At 69.9% G+C, this 16,678-nt stretch carries 12 protein-coding genes; 7 read left to right on the top strand and 5 right to left on the bottom strand.

Annotated elements, in window-relative coordinates; translation table 11 throughout:
- Positions 1 to 102: 102 nt before the first annotated feature.
- Together KUF83_RS13890 and KUF83_RS13885 are read right to left on the bottom strand one after the other, a co-directional pair.
- Positions 103 to 891 carry an MIP/aquaporin family protein gene (locus tag KUF83_RS13890; protein WP_217454968.1) on the bottom strand — a complete coding sequence of 263 codons (789 nt, stop codon included), beginning with the start codon at positions 889 to 891 and terminating at the stop codon, positions 103 to 105.
- Positions 892 to 1,282: 391 nt separating this feature from the next.
- Positions 1,283 to 2,047, bottom strand: coding sequence for an IclR family transcriptional regulator (locus KUF83_RS13885; protein ID WP_217454967.1), 765 nt, complete (start codon positions 2,045 to 2,047; stop codon positions 1,283 to 1,285).
- 272 nt (positions 2,048 to 2,319) lie between these two features.
- On the opposite strand from KUF83_RS13885, the gene metH reads away from it, so the two are divergent.
- The 4 genes from metH (at position 2,320) to KUF83_RS13865 (ending at position 10,413) form a co-directional block, all read left to right on the top strand.
- Entirely contained in the window at positions 2,320 to 5,847 is a 3,528-nt protein-coding gene (gene metH / locus KUF83_RS13880) for a methionine synthase (RefSeq protein ID WP_217454966.1), read from the top strand.
- A gap of 188 nt (positions 5,848 to 6,035) precedes the next feature.
- Positions 6,036 to 6,737 (top strand): HAD family phosphatase, encoded by a 702-nt coding sequence (locus KUF83_RS13875; protein ID WP_217454965.1) that lies wholly within the window; start codon positions 6,036 to 6,038, stop codon positions 6,735 to 6,737.
- Positions 6,738 to 7,169: 432 nt separating this feature from the next.
- On the top strand, positions 7,170 to 8,774 hold the full coding sequence (locus KUF83_RS13870; RefSeq protein WP_217454964.1) for an ABC transporter substrate-binding protein: 1,605 nt from the start codon (positions 7,170 to 7,172) through the stop codon (positions 8,772 to 8,774).
- 55 nt (positions 8,775 to 8,829) lie between these two features.
- Positions 8,830 to 10,413: an ABC transporter substrate-binding protein gene (locus KUF83_RS13865; protein ID WP_217454963.1), complete on the top strand. Its 1,584-nt coding sequence runs from the start codon at positions 8,830 to 8,832 to the stop codon at positions 10,411 to 10,413.
- A gap of 148 nt (positions 10,414 to 10,561) precedes the next feature.
- On the opposite strand, the gene KUF83_RS13860 is transcribed toward KUF83_RS13865, so the two are convergent.
- Together KUF83_RS13860 and KUF83_RS13855 are read right to left on the bottom strand one after the other, a co-directional pair.
- Positions 10,562 to 11,233, bottom strand: a complete 672-nt coding sequence (locus KUF83_RS13860; RefSeq protein ID WP_217454962.1) for a response regulator transcription factor — start codon at positions 11,231 to 11,233, stop codon at positions 10,562 to 10,564.
- A gap of 107 nt (positions 11,234 to 11,340) precedes the next feature.
- Entirely contained in the window at positions 11,341 to 12,297 is a 957-nt protein-coding gene (locus KUF83_RS13855; RefSeq protein ID WP_374106059.1) for a RecB family exonuclease, read from the bottom strand.
- Positions 12,298 to 12,798: 501 nt separating this feature from the next.
- Between KUF83_RS13855 and KUF83_RS13850 the strand changes: the two genes are divergently transcribed.
- From KUF83_RS13850 to KUF83_RS13840, 3 genes are all read left to right on the top strand, one after another.
- Positions 12,799 to 14,487, top strand: a complete 1,689-nt coding sequence (locus KUF83_RS13850; protein WP_254643797.1) for a site-2 protease family protein — start codon at positions 12,799 to 12,801, stop codon at positions 14,485 to 14,487.
- Positions 14,488 to 14,621: 134 nt separating this feature from the next.
- Positions 14,622 to 15,524 carry a tRNA (adenine-N1)-methyltransferase gene (locus KUF83_RS13845; protein WP_217454961.1) on the top strand — a complete coding sequence of 301 codons (903 nt, stop codon included), beginning with the start codon at positions 14,622 to 14,624 and terminating at the stop codon, positions 15,522 to 15,524.
- Positions 15,525 to 15,713: 189 nt separating this feature from the next.
- The gene (locus KUF83_RS13840; protein WP_217454960.1) at positions 15,714 to 16,289 is read left to right on the top strand and encodes a hypothetical protein; all 576 of its coding nucleotides are present in this window, start codon (positions 15,714 to 15,716) and stop codon (positions 16,287 to 16,289) included.
- Positions 16,290 to 16,344: 55 nt separating this feature from the next.
- Here KUF83_RS13840 and KUF83_RS13835 read toward each other — a convergent pair whose 3' ends face one another.
- Positions 16,345 to 16,644: a ferredoxin gene (locus KUF83_RS13835; RefSeq protein ID WP_217454959.1), complete on the bottom strand. Its 300-nt coding sequence runs from the start codon at positions 16,642 to 16,644 to the stop codon at positions 16,345 to 16,347.
- Positions 16,645 to 16,678 lie beyond the last annotated feature (34 nt).

The following is a 16,678-nucleotide window of genomic DNA, read 5'->3' as shown; positions in this document are numbered from 1 at the left end:
CTGAAAGTCCGTGGATAAGAGGCTGGCTTACGGCGGATTGCTTCCGGCCCCGAGCCGACGTACGCACCGGGCGGACGTACGGCTCGAAGCGGACGTACGGCTCTAAGCAAAAGCGACGTTGTAGAGGCCTGCGGCGATCGCTCCGCCGATCAGCGGACCCACGACGGGGACCCAGGCGTAGCTCCAGTCCGAACCGCCCTTGTTGGGCAGGGGCAGCAGGGCGTGCACGATGCGCGGACCGAGGTCACGGGCCGGGTTGATCGCGTATCCCGTCGGGCCACCGAGCGAGAGGCCGATGCTGACGACCACGAGGGCGGTGATCAGCGCGCCCAGGGTGCCGAGACCCTTGCCGCTGTCGTTGAGGCCCTGCGTGAGGACGGCGAGCACCAGCACGACCGTGCCGATGATCTCCGTGGCGACGTTCTGCCACGCGACCCGGACCTCCGGGCCGGTGGAGAAGACGCCGAGCACCGGGCCGGCCTTGGCCTCCCGTGCCTCCACGGACTTGGTGTCCTGCGTACCGGGGCCGCCCACGATCTCGCGGTCGGTGAGGTGTGCGAGGAACTGTCCGTAGTACGCGACCCACACGAGCGCCGCACCGATCATGGCGCCGAGGAGCTGGCCCGACCAGTAGGTCAGGACGTTGCTCCAGGCGTCGTCCTTGATGGCGATCGCGAGGGTCACGGCCGGGTTCAGGTGGGCGCCGGAGAGAGGCGCCGACGTGTAGACGGCGGTCAGCACCGCGAAGCCCCACCCGAAGGTGATGGCGAGCCACCCGGCGTTGCGCGCCTTGGAGGCCTTCAGCGTGACGGCGGCGCACACGCCACCGCCGAGCAGGATGAGTATGGCGGTACCGATGGTCTCGCCGATGAAGATGTCGGAGCTGGACACCCGCGACTCCTTTGTCCTTCGTCCAGGGGAAGCCGAACCCCGGGTCCCTCCGGTGGTCCGCGACCTCAGGTGAGGTCCTTGCCGGCCCGTGGCATTGTCACACTCTAACGCGTATTGCCGGTAGGTGTTCGACAATGCCGACCGATGGACGCGAGTCTCGCTCCGCCGTTACCACCTCGTCAAGGCCTCTGTTATCGAAAGCGCGATCGTTATTGATTGCTGTGACCTATCGATCACGAAAACGGCCGCGCACCGCGTCCGAGCAGGCACGTCCTGTGGTCGGCGGGGCACGGAGAAGGCCGGTACGTCATCGACGTACCGGCCTTCTCCGTGCGATCCCGGTTGCGGACTCCCGGGCGTCCCGGACGGGCCCGGACCGCGCGGACGGACCTCAGAACCGCCCGGCGCCCAGATCCCTGGACACCGCGCGGGCACAGTCGCGAACGGCGGCGATCAGCTCGGGACGCAGTTCGCCGTCCTTGCAGACGCGCTCCACCGCCCCCGTGACGCCCACCGCGCCGACGGGCATCCGCCGCTGGTTGTGGATCGGCGCGGCCACCGAGGCCACCCCCGTCCAGGTCTCCTCCACGTCGTCCGCGTACCCGCGCGCGCGGGTGAGGTCGAGGACGCCCTCGAACGCCTCGGGCGCGATCGTCGTGCGCACCGTGAACTCCTGGCGCTCGGCCTCCAGTACCTCGCTGTGCGCCACCGGGTCGTAGGCGGACAGGACCTTGCCCAGGGCGGTGGAGTGCAGCGGCTGCATGGCCCCGACCTCCAGCACCTGCCGGCTGTCGTCGGGCCGGAACACGTGGTGCACGATCAGTACGCCCTGCTGGTGCAGCACTCCCAGGTAGACGCTCTCACCGCTGGAGCGGGCCAGGTCGTCGGTCCACACCAGGGCGCGTGCCCGCAGTTCGTGCACATCGAGATAGGTCGTCCCCAGACGCAGCAGCTCCGCGCCCAGCTGGTAGCGGCCGGAGGCACCGTCCTGCTCGACGAAACCCTCCTGCTGCAGCGTGCGCAGTATCCCGTGGGCCGTGCCCTTGGCCAGGCCCAGCGACGAGGCGATGTCCGACAGGCCGAGCCGCCGCTCCCCGCCCGCGAGCAGCCGCAGCATCGCGGCCGCCCGTTCGAGCGACTGGATGTTCCGTGCCATCGCCGTCCTGCCCTCCGTCCCCTTGGACCGTCGGTCGGCGCTTCGCTGCCACCGTTCGGCAATGTCGAACATTACCGGTCGGCGTCGACCTCCCGCTAATGGGTGGTCGTGAGGAGTTTGCGAACGCGTCACGGCCGGTGCCGGGTACGGATCGCCCGTCCGTCCCGTGGACGCCCCTGACCCCCGGGCCCCACCGCGGGCTACCCTGACGGCGTGTGCCTTCCATGAGAAGCGCAAAGCCGACAGCCGTCGCACTCCAGGGAGCATCTTCCATGGCCTCGTTGCCGAACCCGTCCCTTCCGTCCGACTCCGCCTACAGCCGGACCCGAACAGACGCCCTTCGCGAGGCGCTCGCCACCCGGGTGGTGGTGGCGGACGGCGCGATGGGCACGATGCTCCAGGCGCAGGACCCGACCCTCGAGGACTTCGAGAACCTCGAGGGCTGCAACGAGATCCTGAACCTCACGCGCCCCGACATCGTGCGCTCCGTCCACGAGGCGTACTTCGCCGTGGGCGTCGACTGCGTCGAGACCAACACCTTCGGCTCGAACCACGCGGCCCTCGCCGAGTACGACATCGCCGACCGCGTCTACGAACTCTCCGAGTCCGGTGCCCGCATCGCCCGCGAGGTCGCCGACGAGTTCACCGCCTCGACCGGACAGCAGCGCTGGGTCCTCGGCTCCATGGGCCCCGGCACCAAACTGCCGACGCTCGGTCACGCCCCGTACACCCTCCTGCGGGACGCCTACCAGCGGAACGCCGAGGGAATGATCGTCGGCGGCGCCGACGCGCTGCTCGTGGAGACCACCCAGGACCTCCTGCAGACCAAGGCGTCCGTGCTCGGCGCCCGCCGGGCCCTGGAGGCCCTCGGCGCCGACCTGCCGCTGATCGTCTCCGTGACCGTCGAGACCACCGGCACCATGCTTCTCGGCTCGGAGATCGGCGCCGCGCTCACCGCGCTCGAGCCGCTCGGCATCGACATGATCGGCCTCAACTGCGCCACCGGGCCCGCCGAGATGAGCGAGCACCTGCGCTACCTGGCCCGCCACTCCCGGATCCCGCTGTCCTGCATGCCGAACGCGGGCCTCCCGGTCCTCGGCAAGAACGGCGCCCACTACCCGCTGACCCCGCCCGAACTGGCCGACGCCCAGGAGACGTTCGTCACTGAGTACGGCCTCTCCCTGATCGGCGGCTGCTGCGGCACGACCCCCGAACACCTGCGGCAGGTCGTCGAGCGCGTACGGGGCCTGACGCCGGCGCCCCGCACCCCGCGCCCCGAGCCGGGCGCCGCCTCGCTCTACCAGACCGTGCCCTTCCGCCAGGACACCGCGTACATGGCGATCGGTGAGCGCACGAACGCCAACGGTTCCAAGAAGTTCCGCGAGGCCATGCTGGAGGGCCGCTGGGACGACTGCGTGGAGATGGCCCGCGACCAGATCCGCGAGGGCGCGCACATGCTCGACCTGTGCGTCGACTACGTGGGCCGCGACGGCGTCGCCGACATGGAGGAACTGGCCGGCCGCTTCGCGACCGCCTCCACCCTGCCGATCGTGCTCGACTCCACCGAAGTCCCCGTGATCCGCGCCGGGCTGGAGAAGCTCGGTGGCCGCGCGGTCATCAACTCGGTCAACTACGAGGACGGCGACGGCCCCGAGTCCCGGTTCGCGAAGGTCACGAAGCTCGCGCAGGAGCACGGCGCCGCACTGATCGCCCTGACCATCGACGAGGAGGGGCAGGCCCGCACACCCGAGACGAAGGTGGCGATCGCCGAGCGGCTCATCGAGGACCTCACCGGCAACTGGGGCATCCACGAGTCGGACATCCTCATCGACACCCTGACCTTCACCATCTGTACCGGCCAGGAGGAGTCCCGCGGCGACGGCATCGCCACGATCGAGGCGATCCGGCGGCTCAAGGAACGCCACCCGGACGTGCAGACCACGCTGGGCCTGTCGAACATCTCCTTCGGCCTCAACCCGGCCGCGCGCGTCCTGCTCAACTCGGTCTTCCTCGACGAGTGCGTCAAGGCGGGCCTCGACTCGGCGATCGTGCACGCCTCCAAGATCCTGCCGATCGCCCGCTTCGACGAGGAGCAGGTCACCACCGCCCTCGACCTCATCTACGACCGCCGCCGCGAGGGCTACGACCCGCTGCAGAAGCTGATGGCCCTCTTCGAGGGCGCCACCACCAAGTCCCTCAAGGCGGGCCGGGCCGAGGAACTGGCGGCCCTGCCCCTGGACGAGCGCCTCAAGCGGCGCATCATCGACGGCGAGAAGAACGGCCTCGAACAGGACCTGGAGGACGCCCTCCGGGAGCGCCCCGCCCTCGACATCGTCAACGAGACGCTGCTGGACGGCATGAAGGTCGTCGGTGAACTGTTCGGCTCCGGCCAGATGCAACTGCCGTTCGTGCTCCAGTCGGCCGAGGTCATGAAGACCGCGGTCGCCCACCTGGAGCCGCACATGGAGAAGACCGACGACGAGGGCAAGGGCACCATCGTGCTCGCCACCGTGCGCGGCGACGTGCACGACATCGGCAAGAACCTCGTCGACATCATCCTGTCCAACAACGGCTACACCGTGGTCAACCTCGGCATCAAGCAGCCCGTCTCCGCGATCCTGGAGGCCGCCAGGGAACACCGGGCGGACGTCATCGGGATGTCCGGACTGCTGGTCAAGTCCACGGTGATCATGAAGGAGAACCTGGAGGAGCTCAACCAGCGCAAGCTGGCCGCCGACTACCCGGTGATCCTCGGCGGCGCCGCCCTGACCCGGGCGTACGTCGAGCAGGACCTGCACGAGATCTACGAGGGCGAGGTCCGCTACGCCCGCGACGCGTTCGAGGGCCTGCGCCTGATGGACGCGCTGATCGCGGTCAAGCGGGGCGTGCCCGGGGCGAGCCTGCCGGAGCTGAAGCAGCGCCGGGTCAGGGCCACCGCCCAGCCCGTCGCCGAGGAACGGCCCGAGGAGGGCGCCGTCCGCTCCGACGTGGCCACCGACAACCCCGTGCCTCAGCCGCCCTTCTGGGGCACCCGTGTCATCAAGGGGATCCAGCTCAAGGAGTACGCGTCCTGGCTCGACGAGGGCGCGCTGTTCAAGGGCCAGTGGGGCCTCAAGCAGGCCCGCACGGGTGACGGGCCGACGTACGAGGAGCTGGTGGAGACCGAGGGCAGGCCGCGGCTGCGCGGCCTCCTCGACCAGCTGCAGACCGGGAACCTGCTGGAGGCGGCCGTCGTCTACGGCTACTTCCCGTGTGTGTCCAAGGACGACGACCTGATCCTCCTGGACGAGCAGGGCAACGAACGGACCCGCTTCACCTTCCCGCGCCAGCGCCGCGGCCGCCGGCTGTGCCTCGCCGACTTCTTCCGGCCCGAGGAGTCCGGCGAGACGGACGTCGTGGGCCTCCAGGTCGTCACCGTCGGCTCCCGGATCGGCGAGGAGACGGCGAAGCTCTTCGAGTCGAACTCCTACCGCGACTACCTCGAACTGCACGGCCTGTCCGTCCAGTTGGCCGAGGCCCTCGCCGAGTACTGGCACGCGCGCGTGCGTTCGGAGCTCGGCTTCGCCGGCGAGGACCCGGCCGACGTCGAGGACATGTTCGCGCTCAAGTACCGCGGCGCCCGCTTCTCGCTCGGCTACGGCGCCTGCCCGGACCTGGAGGACCGCGCCAAGATCGCCCGCCTCCTGGAGCCCGAGCGGATCGGCGTCCACCTCTCCGAGGAGTTCCAGCTCCACCCGGAACAGTCCACCGACGCGATCGTCATCCACCACCCGGAGGCGAAGTACTTCAACGCGCGCTGAGCCGGGGTCCACGTGGGTCGTGGGGCGCTCTCGACGGCGCCCCACGGCCCCTCCCGAAGGCCCTCGCAGAGGGCTCTCGTCCGTTCCAACAGGAACTTCCTCCGGCGGCGACGTACACTTGTCGGTCCAGTGCAGGCCGGTTCCCTTCTGGGGGCCGGCCTTCTCGTCCCTCACGGAGGTGCGCCTATATGACCAGTACGGTCCCCGCACTAGGTACCCAAACGGCCGAGGGCTCCGCACTCCAGGCCGTGCTGCTCGACATGGACGGCACCCTGGTCGACACCGAGGGCTTCTGGTGGGACGCCGAGGTCGAGGTGTTCGCCCGGCTCGGCCACGCGCTGGACGACTCGTGGCGCCACGTGGTCGTCGGCGGCCCCATGACGCGCAGTGCCGGCTTCCTCATCGAGGCCACCGGCGCCCGCATCCCCCTCGCCGAGCTCATGGTGCTGCTCAACGACGGGTTCGAGGACCGCATCGGCCGGGACCTGCCGCTCATGCCGGGCGCCGCGCGACTCCTGGCCGAGCTCGCCGCCCACCGGATCCCCACGGCGCTGGTCTCTGCCTCCCACCGACGCATCATCGACCGCGTCCTGGTGGCGCTCGGTGCCCAGAACTTCGCACTCACCATCGCGGGCGACGAGGTGGCGCGCACCAAGCCCTTCCCCGACCCGTATCTGCTCGCGGCCGCCGGGCTCGGCGCGGATCCGGCCAGGTGCGCGGTCATCGAGGACACCGCGACAGGAGTGGCCGCCGCCGAGGCCGCGGGCTGCCACGTCGTGGCCGTGCCGTCGGTGGCGCCGATCACTCCGGCCGTCCGGCGCACCGTCGTGACCTCCCTGGAACAGGTCGACCTGCCATTTCTACGAGGCCTGATGACGGAAAAGCGCTAATCGTTCACCCACGGTGCACGAATGAATGCGAAAAACTGCATGGCCACAGCACCGGAATAATTCGACAGCCGTCCGCCCGCCTCGGATGGCTGAATTCCGGCGCTCCCCGGACCAGTTGGGAGTGTGAGCTTTACCACTCCGCGGGGGGTCGACAGGGGGGCTACGGTGTGGCTGGGGCGCCATTTCGCAGATGCGGGGCACGCCCTTGTGTCCCGATTCATGGAACGCTGTACGAAACATTCCACTGTCGGTCTTTCGGTGCGTCCGCACCTGGTTTCGCAGCGTGATGGGAACTCAACTCCGGTACTTGTGAACGGTCCTGCCGGTGCGGACTAATCTCATCGCGAGAACATCGCCGTAACCCCCGTGACCCGACCGCAACACCCCGGCCTGCCGGGCCCGCGGGATCGACAGCTCTGGAGAACTTCGAGCATGAACCGCAAGCCTTTGGTGCTGCCGGCCGTGATCGGTCTGCTCGTCCCGGTCCTCGCCGCGTGTGGCGGTTCCGACAGCGGGGGCGGTGGCGGCGACGCCATCGTCGTCGGTACCACCGACCGGTTCACCGCCGCGAAGGATGCCCCCGCGCCCCTGGACCCGGCCTACGCGTACGACGTCGGCACGTGGAACATCCTCCGTCAGACGGTGCAGACGCTGCTGGTCGCGCCCAACGGCGGCGGCGACCCGACGCCGGAGGCCGCCGAGGAGTGCGGCTTCACCGACTCGGGCAACGAGCGGTACGCCTGCACCCTGCGCAAGGACCTCAAGTTCTCGAACGGCGACAAGGTCACCGCGGAGGACGTGAAGTTCTCCATCGACCGTGCGATGCGGATCAAGGCCGACACCGGTGTCTTCGCCCTGCTGTCCACCGTGGACACCGTCGAGACCAAGGGCGACCGAGAGGTGATCTTCCACCTCAACACCGCCGACGCCACCTTCCCGTTCAAGCTGTCGACGCCGGTCGCGGGCATCGTCAACCCCGACGACTACGACAAGAACAAGCTGCGGGACGGCTTCGACGTGAGCGGCTCCGGCCCTTACACCCTCGAGGCCGAGGTCAAGGACAACGAGATGGTCAAGGCCGTCTTCAGCAAGAACCCCAATTACCAGGGCACTTCGAAGCTCAAGAACGACAAGGTCGAGCTGCGGTCCTTCGAGGCCGCCGACGCCATGGGCACCGCGCTCGACAAGGGCGACATCGACATGATGACCCGCACCATGTCGCCCGGGCAGATCAAGAAGCTCCAGAACGACACGGAGACCGATGTCGACCTGATCGAGCAGCCCGGTCTGGAGATCCGCTACCTCGGCTTCAACACCGACGATCCGTCGGTGAAGACCAAGGCGGTCCGCCAGGCGATGGCCCAGGTCATCAACCGGGGTGAGCTCACCTCCGAGGTGTACGGCTCCGGCGCCGACCCGCTGTACTCGATGGTCCCGGCCACCGTCACGGGGCACGCCAACTCGTTCTTCAACAAGTACGGCGACCCGAGCGTCTCCAAGGCCAAGGAACTGCTGTCCAAGGCGAGCATCACCACGCCGGTGAAGCTGACGCTGCACTACACGGACGACCACTACGGCCCGGCCACCAAGGAGGAGTTCGAGGTGCTGCAGAAGCAGCTCAACGACAGTGGCCTCTTCAAGGTGGGCATCGAGGGCGAGAAGTGGGAGACCTTCCGCCCGAACGAGCAGAAGGGCGACTACGAGGTCTACGGCATGGGCTGGTTCCCCGACTTCCCCGACGCCGACAACTACCTCGCGCCGTTCCTCGACAAGGACAACACCATCGGCTCGCCCTACACGAACGAGACGATCCGCGGTGTCCTGATCCCCGAGTCCCGCCGCGAGGCCGACCGCCTCACCGCGTCGAACAGCATCGAGGAGATCCAGAGCATCGTCGCCGAGGACGTCCCGGTCCTGCCGCTGTGGCAGGGCAAGCAGTACATCGCCGCACGGGACGACATCACCGGTGCCGAGTACGCGCTCAACTCGTCCGCGACGCTCCAGCTGTGGGAGCTCGGCCGCGGAGTGGGCGGCTGACGTCCACCGCTGACGTCACCGACCGGACCCGAGAACAACGACAAGGCTCACGCACGTGAACATGCGAACCAAGTGGCCGGTCCTGCCTGTCATGGCGGGACTGTCCGCAGGACTGCTGACCGGATGCGGCTCGGAGACGGGCTCCGCCGGCGGCAGTGACACCGACATCGTCATGGGGATGACCGACGACGTCCTGGCCACCGACCCGGCCTCCGGCTACGACCCGGGCTCCTGGCTCCTGTTCAACAACGTCTTCCAGTCGTTGCTCAGCTTCCCCAAGGGCGGCACCGAGCCGGTGCCGGAGGCCGCCGAGGAGTGCTCCTTCACGGACGCGGCGGCCAAGGTCTTCGAGTGCACCCTGCGCGACGGGCTGCGGTTCAGCAACGGTGACGAGCTGACCTCGCGGGACGTGAAGTTCTCCTTCGACCGCATGCTGAAGATCGACGACGCCGACGGGCCCGCGATCATGTTCCCCATGCTGGACAAGGTGGAGACCCCCAACGAGAAGAAGGTCGTCTTCAAGCTCAAGGTCTCCGACGCCACCTTCCCGAGCAAGATCGCCTCGGGTGCCGGTTCCATCGTCAACCGCCGGGAGTACTCCGCGGACGGACTGCGCGAGGACGGCGAGGCCGTCGGCTCCGGCCCGTACAAGCTGGAGTCGTTCGGCGAGGACGAGGCCGTCTTCTCGGTCAACGAGAACTACGAGGGCACCGCGAAGACGCGCAACTCCGGTGTGGTCCTCAAGCTCTTCCACGGCGACCGGACCGGCCTGAAGAAGGCCGTCGTCGACAACGAGGTCGACCTCGCCTACCGAGGACTGGCAGCCCAGGACATCGCGGAGATCGAGGCGGACGCCTCCGGCAGCCAGGACATCGACGTCGTCGAGGGCTCGAGCGCCGAGGTGCAGCACCTGGTCTTCAACATGGACGACCCGGTGGCGGGCCGGCTGGGTGTCCGCAAGGCCATCGCCCACCTGCTCGACCGCAACGCCCTCATCGACGAGGTCTACAAGAACACCGCGACCCCGCTGTACTCGATCATCCCGGCCGGCATCACGGGCCACAACACGGCCTTCTTCAACGCCTACGGTGCGAGCCCCTCGCGCGCCAAGGCCGAGGCCGCGCTGGCCGCCGACGGCATCACCGACAAGGTGAAGCTGACCCTCTGGTCGACGCCGACCCGCTACGGGCCGTCCACGGACGAGGAGTTCAAGGCGATAGCCGGGCAGCTCAACGACAGCGGCCTGTTCGACGCGAGCGTCAAGTCCGTCTCCTACGACCAGTACGAGAAGGGCATCGAGGCAGGCAAGTACGGCGTGTACGTGAAGGGCTGGGTGCCCGACTACCCGGATCCGGACAACTTCACGGCCCCGTTCTTCGGCAAGGGCAACGTGCTGTCCAACAACTACACGAACAGCACGGTCACCGGGCGGCTCATCCCCGAGACCGCCGCCCAGAGCGACCGCTCGTCGACCCACCAGCAGTACGGCGAACTCCAGGACATCGTCGCCGAGGAGGTCCCGGTCATCCCGGTCTGGCAGGCCAAGCAGTACGCGGTGGTCCGCGACAGCGTGTACGGCCTGGAGTACTGCCTCGACGCCTCGACGGTGTTCCGCTTCTGGGAGATCAGCAAGAACTGACGCCCCCCACACGGATCGCCCGCGTTCGGGCTGTCGGGCTTTCGGAAGATGAGAAATGGCTGCCCCCCTTCGAAGGGGGGGGCAGCCATTTCTCATGCCGCTGTGTTCGGTGGTGCCGTGCCCGGTCCGTACTCCGGGGCGTGCGCGCTCACTGCGCGCCGGGGCGCACCAGACCGCTCTCGTACGCGTACACCGCGGCCTGCACCCGGTCCCGCAGCCCCAGCTTGGTGAGGACGTGACCCACATGCGTCTTGACCGTGGTCTCGCTGACGAACAGGTCGGCGGCGATCTCCGCGTTCGACAGGCCGCGGGCCACCAGCTTCAGGACCTCGACCTCGCGGTCGGTGAGCGTGTGCAGGGTGTCCGGCACGGGCTCGTCGCCCGAGGGCAGATGGCTCGCGTACTTGTCGAGGAGCCGCCGGGTGATGCTGGGCGCGAGCATGGCCTCACCGGACGCCACCACCCGGATGGCCTGCACCAGTTCGTCGGCCGGGGCGTCCTTCAGGAGGAAACCGCTGGCGCCGGCGCGCAGCGCCTCCACCACGTACTCGTCGAGGTCGAACGTCGTCAGGACCAGCACCTTCGCCGGGCCGTCCCGGCCGGGGCCGGTGATCTGCCGGGTCGCCTCGACCCCGTCCATCCGCGGCATACGGATGTCCATCAGCACCACATCGGGCTGCAGGGCACGTACCTGATCGATTGCCTGGAGACCGTCACCGGCCTCGCCGACGACCGCGATGTCCTGCTCGGCCTCCAGGATCATCCGGAAGCCGGTGCGCAGCAGGGGCTGGTCGTCGACCAGTAGGACGCGGATGGCCACGTAAGTCTCCTTCGCTAGTCCGCCCCCATTCTGCCCTGCTCAGGTCGCGCGGTCCGCCGCCGGGGCTCGCCTGCCGTGCGCCTGCGCGGGCGAACGAGGCCCCCGGATCACGGACCGCTCGGCCCGGGCGCCCGCACGGGAAGCGGATACGGCGGGGGAGTGCCACCGAATTCCGGACAGACCGACCGGTGGTCGCACCAGCCACAGAGCTTGGTGGGCCGCGGACGCCACTCGCCGGTCTCGGTGGCGAGCCGGATCGCCTCCCACAGTGCGTGCAACTTCCGCTCCACCCGCTCCAGATCGGCCGGCACCGGGTCGTACGTGAGCACGTCGCCGCTGCCCAGATAGACGAGCTGGAGGCGGCGCGGCACGACCTGCTTCAGGCGCCACACCACCAGGGCGTAGAACTTCATCTGGAACAGGGCGCCCTCCGCGTACTCCGGACGCGGGGCCTTGCCCGTCTTGTAGTCGACGATCCGCACCTCGCCCGTGGGCGCCACGTCGACGCGGTCGATGATGCCGCGCAGCTTCAGGCCGGAATCGAGCCGGGCCTCCACGAACAGCTCCCGCTCGGCCGGTTCGAGACGGGTCGGGTCCTCCAGGGTGAACCAGCGCTCGACCAGGCGCTCGGCCTCACCGAGCCAGCGCGCCAGTCGCTCGCCCGCCACCTGCTCGTCGTCGTCCGCGAACAGCTCGGCCAGCTCCGGCTTCGCCTCCCGCAGCCGGTCCCACTGACCGGGGATCAGCGACTTCGCACGCGGCGCCGTCCGCTCGGTGGCCGGGGAGTCGAAGAGCCGCTCCAGGACGGCGTGCACCAGCGTCCCGCGCGTCGCCGCCTCGCTCGGCTTCTCGGGCAGCTTGTCGATCACCCGGAACCGGTACAGCAGCGGACACTGCATGAAGTCCCCGGCCCGCGAAGGCGACAGCGAGGCCGGCGGCACGGCGCCGGCGGTGCGGCCGGTCAGCCCACCCGCGGTATCGGCATCCGCCGGCTCGGCTGCACCGCCGACGGCCGGCACCCCGACCGCCGCGTCACCGGCGCCGCCACCTTTCGGCCCGGCCACCGAAGCCGTGTCCTGCTCGTCCTCGGAGCTGCCCCGCACAGCCGCCTCGTCCACGGACCCGGCCGTATCGACGGTCGATCCGGCGACAGGGCCGCTGGACAGCGGCACCGGGTCTCCCGTCTGTTCGTCGGCCGACGGCACGGTGCCCGGGCCCTGCTCGGGTGCGGGACCGGCGGCATTCGCTGCCGCTGTGTCCGCGGGCTCGACGACGGAGTCGGCCGGCGCGGTCGACGGGTCGGAGGGCCGGGGCACCGTGGCTTCCGCCGCGGTGCCGGACGGCTGGGCCACGTCGTCCGACGCCGCGGCCCCGGGGCCGTCCTGGGCGACGCCGCCGGTGCTGGTATCCATGACGACAGACCTTACGGCCCGCCACTGACAGTGCGACACACGGTGACCTGCGCGCCGTACGCGACCGAGTCGCCGCACGGGAAACGGAGGGGGTGCCGGGGCCGAACACGCCGCGACGGCCGCATACCATCGACCACGAGACCTCTCGCGGGCATGATCGCGAGCGGGATACGCGTCGAACGAGGGGACATCGTGGACGAGAGCGGCGGGAGCGGGCAGCCGCGATCCGGCACTGACGAGGCGGACGAGCGCCGCACGGGTCAGCCGCGACCCGGCGACCCGGCGACCACGACGGCCCGGCCGCCCGCCGACCAGGATCCGCACGACGCCGAAGCCACCACCGAAGCCACCGCTGACGACGCGGCGAAAGCGACGGACCCGGCCCACCCCGATCAGGCGGAGGGCACGACGCCGGCGCGTCTGCGCAAGGAGCTCCGAACCGGAGAGGCCCCGGCGGACGACCGGCGTACGGAAGACCGGACGCCCACGCCGCAGGCCGACACCCCTCCCACGCCGCAGGGCGACACCACCCCCACCCCGCCGCCCGCGCCCGAGCCACCCCCGGCGGCCACGGGTCCCGGCGGCCACGCGCCCCAGCAGCCGCACCACGCCCACCGGTCCGAGGCCCACACCACCCCGGAACCCGGCCGCAAGAAGGGCCGCAGGGGGCCCGCCCCCCGGCGGGCCAAGGACCCGGGCGGCGGCCTGCTCATGGGACGCCCCTTCGGCGTCCCCGTGTACGTGGCACCCAGCTGGTTCCTCGTCGCCGCCCTCATCACCTGGGTCTTCGGCGGTCAGCTCGACCGCGTCCTGCCCGAACTGGGCATGGCCCGCTACCTCGTCTCGCTCTTCTTCGCGGTCGCCTTCTACGCCTCCGTACTCGTCCACGAACTGGCGCACACGGTCGCGGCACTGCGCTTCAAGCTGCCCGTGCGCCGGATCCAGCTCCAGTTCTTCGGGGGCGTCTCCGAGATCGAGAAGGAATCCGAGACACCCGGACGCGAGTTCGTCCTCGCGTTCGTCGGCCCGCTCCTGTCACTGATCCTCGGCGGCCTGTTCTACCTCGCCCTGCTGACCGTCGAACCGGGCACCGTCCCCGGCGTCCTGCTGGCCGGCCTGATGATCTCGAACCTGATCGTCGCCGCGTTCAACCTGCTTCCCGGCCTGCCGCTCGACGGCGGCCGCATGCTCCGGGCCGTCGTCTGGAAGCTGACCGGCAAGCCGATGGCCGGCACCATCGCCGCCGCCTGGGTCGGCCGCGCCCTCGCGATCTCCGTACTCATCGGACTGCCCCTGCTCACCCACTCCGGCGCGCTCGGCGCCGACGCCGAGGACCTCGGCGGCATGGACACCGTCATGGACGCTCTGCTCGCCGCGATCCTGGCCGCCATCATCTGGACCGGCGCCGGAAACAGCCTGCGCATGGCCCGCCTGCGGGAACACCTGCCCGACCTCAGGGCCCGCGCCCTCACCCGGCGTGCCGTCCCCGTCGAGACCGACACCCCCCTCTCCGAAGCACTGCGCCGCGCCAACGACGCCGGCGCACGCGCCCTCGTCGTGGTGGACGCGGACGGCGAGCCCCTCTCGCTCGTCCGCGAGGCCGCCATCGTGGGCGTACCGGAACACCGCCGCCCCTGGGTCGCCGTCAGCGGGCTCGCCCAGGACCTGACCGACGGCATGCGCGTCTCCGCCGAACTCGCCGGTGAGGACCTCCTGGAGGTCCTGCGTGCGACCCCGGCGACCGAGTACCTCGTGGTGGAGGAGTCCGGTGAGATCTACGGCGTCCTCTCGGCAGCGGACGTGGAGAAAGCCTTCGTCAAGGCCATGGCCCGCCCCTCCTGAACATCGCCCCACGCCTCGCAAGGGGCGCGGGGGAACTGCTGGCTTCCGCCACGAAGGACCCGCAGTCCGCCACGGTCCCGAGCACACCGAGGCCGTGGTCGGCGCCCTCCGCAATGGCCGGTAGGCTGGGTCACATGTCCGAACCGACCGGTGCCGCCCGCCGACGCGGGCCCTTCAAGGTCGGGGACCAGGTACAGCTGACCGACCCCAAGGGCCGCCACTACACGTTCACGCTCGAAGCAGGGAAGAACTTCCACACCCACAAGGGTTCCTTCCCGCACGACGAGCTGATCGGCGCTCCCGAGGGCAGCGTTGTCCGCACCACGGGGAACGTCGCCTATCTGGCGCTGCGCCCCCTGCTCCCCGACTACGTCCTGTCCATGCCCCGCGGCGCCGCCGTGGTCTATCCCAAGGACGCGGGACAGATCCTGTCCTTCGCCGACATCTTCCCCGGCGCGCGCGTCGTGGAAGCCGGCGTGGGCTCCGGCTCACTCAGCAGCTTCCTGCTCCGCGCCATCGGCGACCAGGGCATGCTGCACTCCTACGAGCGCCGCGAGGACTTCGCCGAGATCGCCCAGCAGAACGTGGAGCGCTACTTCGGTGGCCCCCACCCCGCCTGGCAGCTCACCGTCGGCGACCTCCAGGACAACCTGTCGGACACCGACGTCGACCGCGTCGTGCTCGACATGCTCGCCCCCTGGGAGTGCCTGGAGGCCGTCTCCAAGGCCCTCGTGCCCGGCGGCATCGTCTGCTGCTACGTGGCGACCACCACCCAGCTCGCCCGGACCGTCGAGTCCATCCGCGAGATCGGCTGCTTCAACGAGCCGACCGCCTGGGAGTCGATGGTCCGCAACTGGCACATCGAAGGACTGGCCGTCCGCCCCGACCACCGGATGATCGGCCACACCGGCTTCCTGCTCACCGCCCGCCGCCTCGCCGACGGCGTCGAGCCGCCCATGCGCCGCCGCCGTCCCTCCAAGGGCTCGTACGGCGAGGACTATTCCGGCCCGAACGCCGACGGGGGCGCCGGGCGCTGAGCCGGCCCCGTGCCGGACACAACGCGCAAACGCCGTGGCCGAGTTCCCGAGCACCCTCGGGAACTCGGCCACGGCGCTTTTTCCCTGACGTTCCGCCAGTACCCCTGACCCCGCCGTTCCCTCACGGTGTGACGTGTGGCACCATGCTGGCCACCCCACCGGCACAGCCCTCACGGGAGACACTTCCTAGTGCAGCAATCCGCCGTCCCGGAACTGGCCCACACGAACACCCGCCCGATCCACTGGCTCGCCACCGCGACGGCGCTCGCCGCGGTCGTCGCCGCCTCCGCCTTCCTGCAGCCCGACGAGGCCACGGCCGCCCAGCACGGTGCCGAGGCGAAGACCGCTCCGGCGGCCGTCGCGCCCCCCGACCCGGCCGGCGTGGACTTCCCGCTCGACTGCGGCCCCGGGAAGGTCCTGATCCAGAAGAAGGCCTCGGGCGATCTCGACGGCGACGGCCTCCCCGAGACGGTCGCCGTGGTCCGCTGCGACGCCGGATCCGGCACCCCGCCGAGCGGCGTCTACGTCCTCACCAAGGGCGAGGGTTCCTCGAAGGCCCGGGTCGTCGCCACTCTCGTCGACCCGAAGGACCGCCTCTCCGTCGAGGACTTCACCCTCCGCGACGCCGCGATCACCGCGACGCTCCTCGGCTACTCCTCGCCCGACGTGCCGAGTTGCTGCCCCGACGTGAACGAGAGTGCCAAGTGGCAGTGGAAGAACGGCGCATTCGAGCGCTCGACACCGCCCGCGGCCCGGAGCATGTGACAAAAAAGACAAGCGGCAGGAAGCGGGCATCCCGTGACGCGGGGTGCCCGCAGAGTCACCCCGCGTCCGGGCCGTAGACCTCGACGTTGTCCGAGACACGGCGGACGTGGATGCAGTCGCCCGGGCACTCCTTCGCGGAGTCGGCGACGTCACGCAGAAGCGTCAGGGGTACGGGCGTTGTCGCGCCCGGGGCCTGCAGCAGCTCGTCCTCCGAGCCCTTCACGTAGGCCAGACCGTCGATGTCCAGCTCGAAGACCTCGGGCGCGTACTGCACGCAGATCCCGTCGCCGGTGCACAGGTCCTGGTCGATCCAGACCTCGAGCGCCTCGCTGTCGACTGCGGCCTCCTGCTGCACGGTCGTTTCTCCTGCCGTTTCCTGTGCCGAGCGT

The sequence above is a fragment of the Streptomyces sp. BV286 genome (assembly GCF_019090165.1).
GTDB lineage: Bacteria > Actinomycetota > Actinomycetes > Streptomycetales > Streptomycetaceae > Streptomyces.
The sequence above is the reverse complement of the archived record's forward strand: the minus strand, read 5'-3'. Positions and strand labels throughout refer to the sequence as shown.

What these genes read in the sequence shown, in the direction of transcription:
- KUF83_RS13885 (WP_217454967.1), bottom strand. Translation starts at nt 2,047, where the DNA reads ATGGCACGGAACATCCAGTCGCTCGAACGGGCGGCCGCGATGCTGCGG.
- KUF83_RS13845 (WP_217454961.1), top strand. Translation starts at nt 14,622, where the DNA reads ATGTCCGAACCGACCGGTGCCGCCCGCCGACGCGGGCCCTTCAAGGTC.
- KUF83_RS13875 (WP_217454965.1), top strand. Translation starts at nt 6,036, where the DNA reads ATGACCAGTACGGTCCCCGCACTAGGTACCCAAACGGCCGAGGGCTCC.
- KUF83_RS13850 (WP_254643797.1), top strand. Translation starts at nt 12,799, where the DNA reads ATGATCGCGAGCGGGATACGCGTCGAACGAGGGGACATCGTGGACGAG.
- metH (WP_217454966.1), top strand. Translation starts at nt 2,320, where the DNA reads ATGGCCTCGTTGCCGAACCCGTCCCTTCCGTCCGACTCCGCCTACAGC.
- KUF83_RS13870 (WP_217454964.1), top strand. Translation starts at nt 7,170, where the DNA reads ATGAACCGCAAGCCTTTGGTGCTGCCGGCCGTGATCGGTCTGCTCGTC.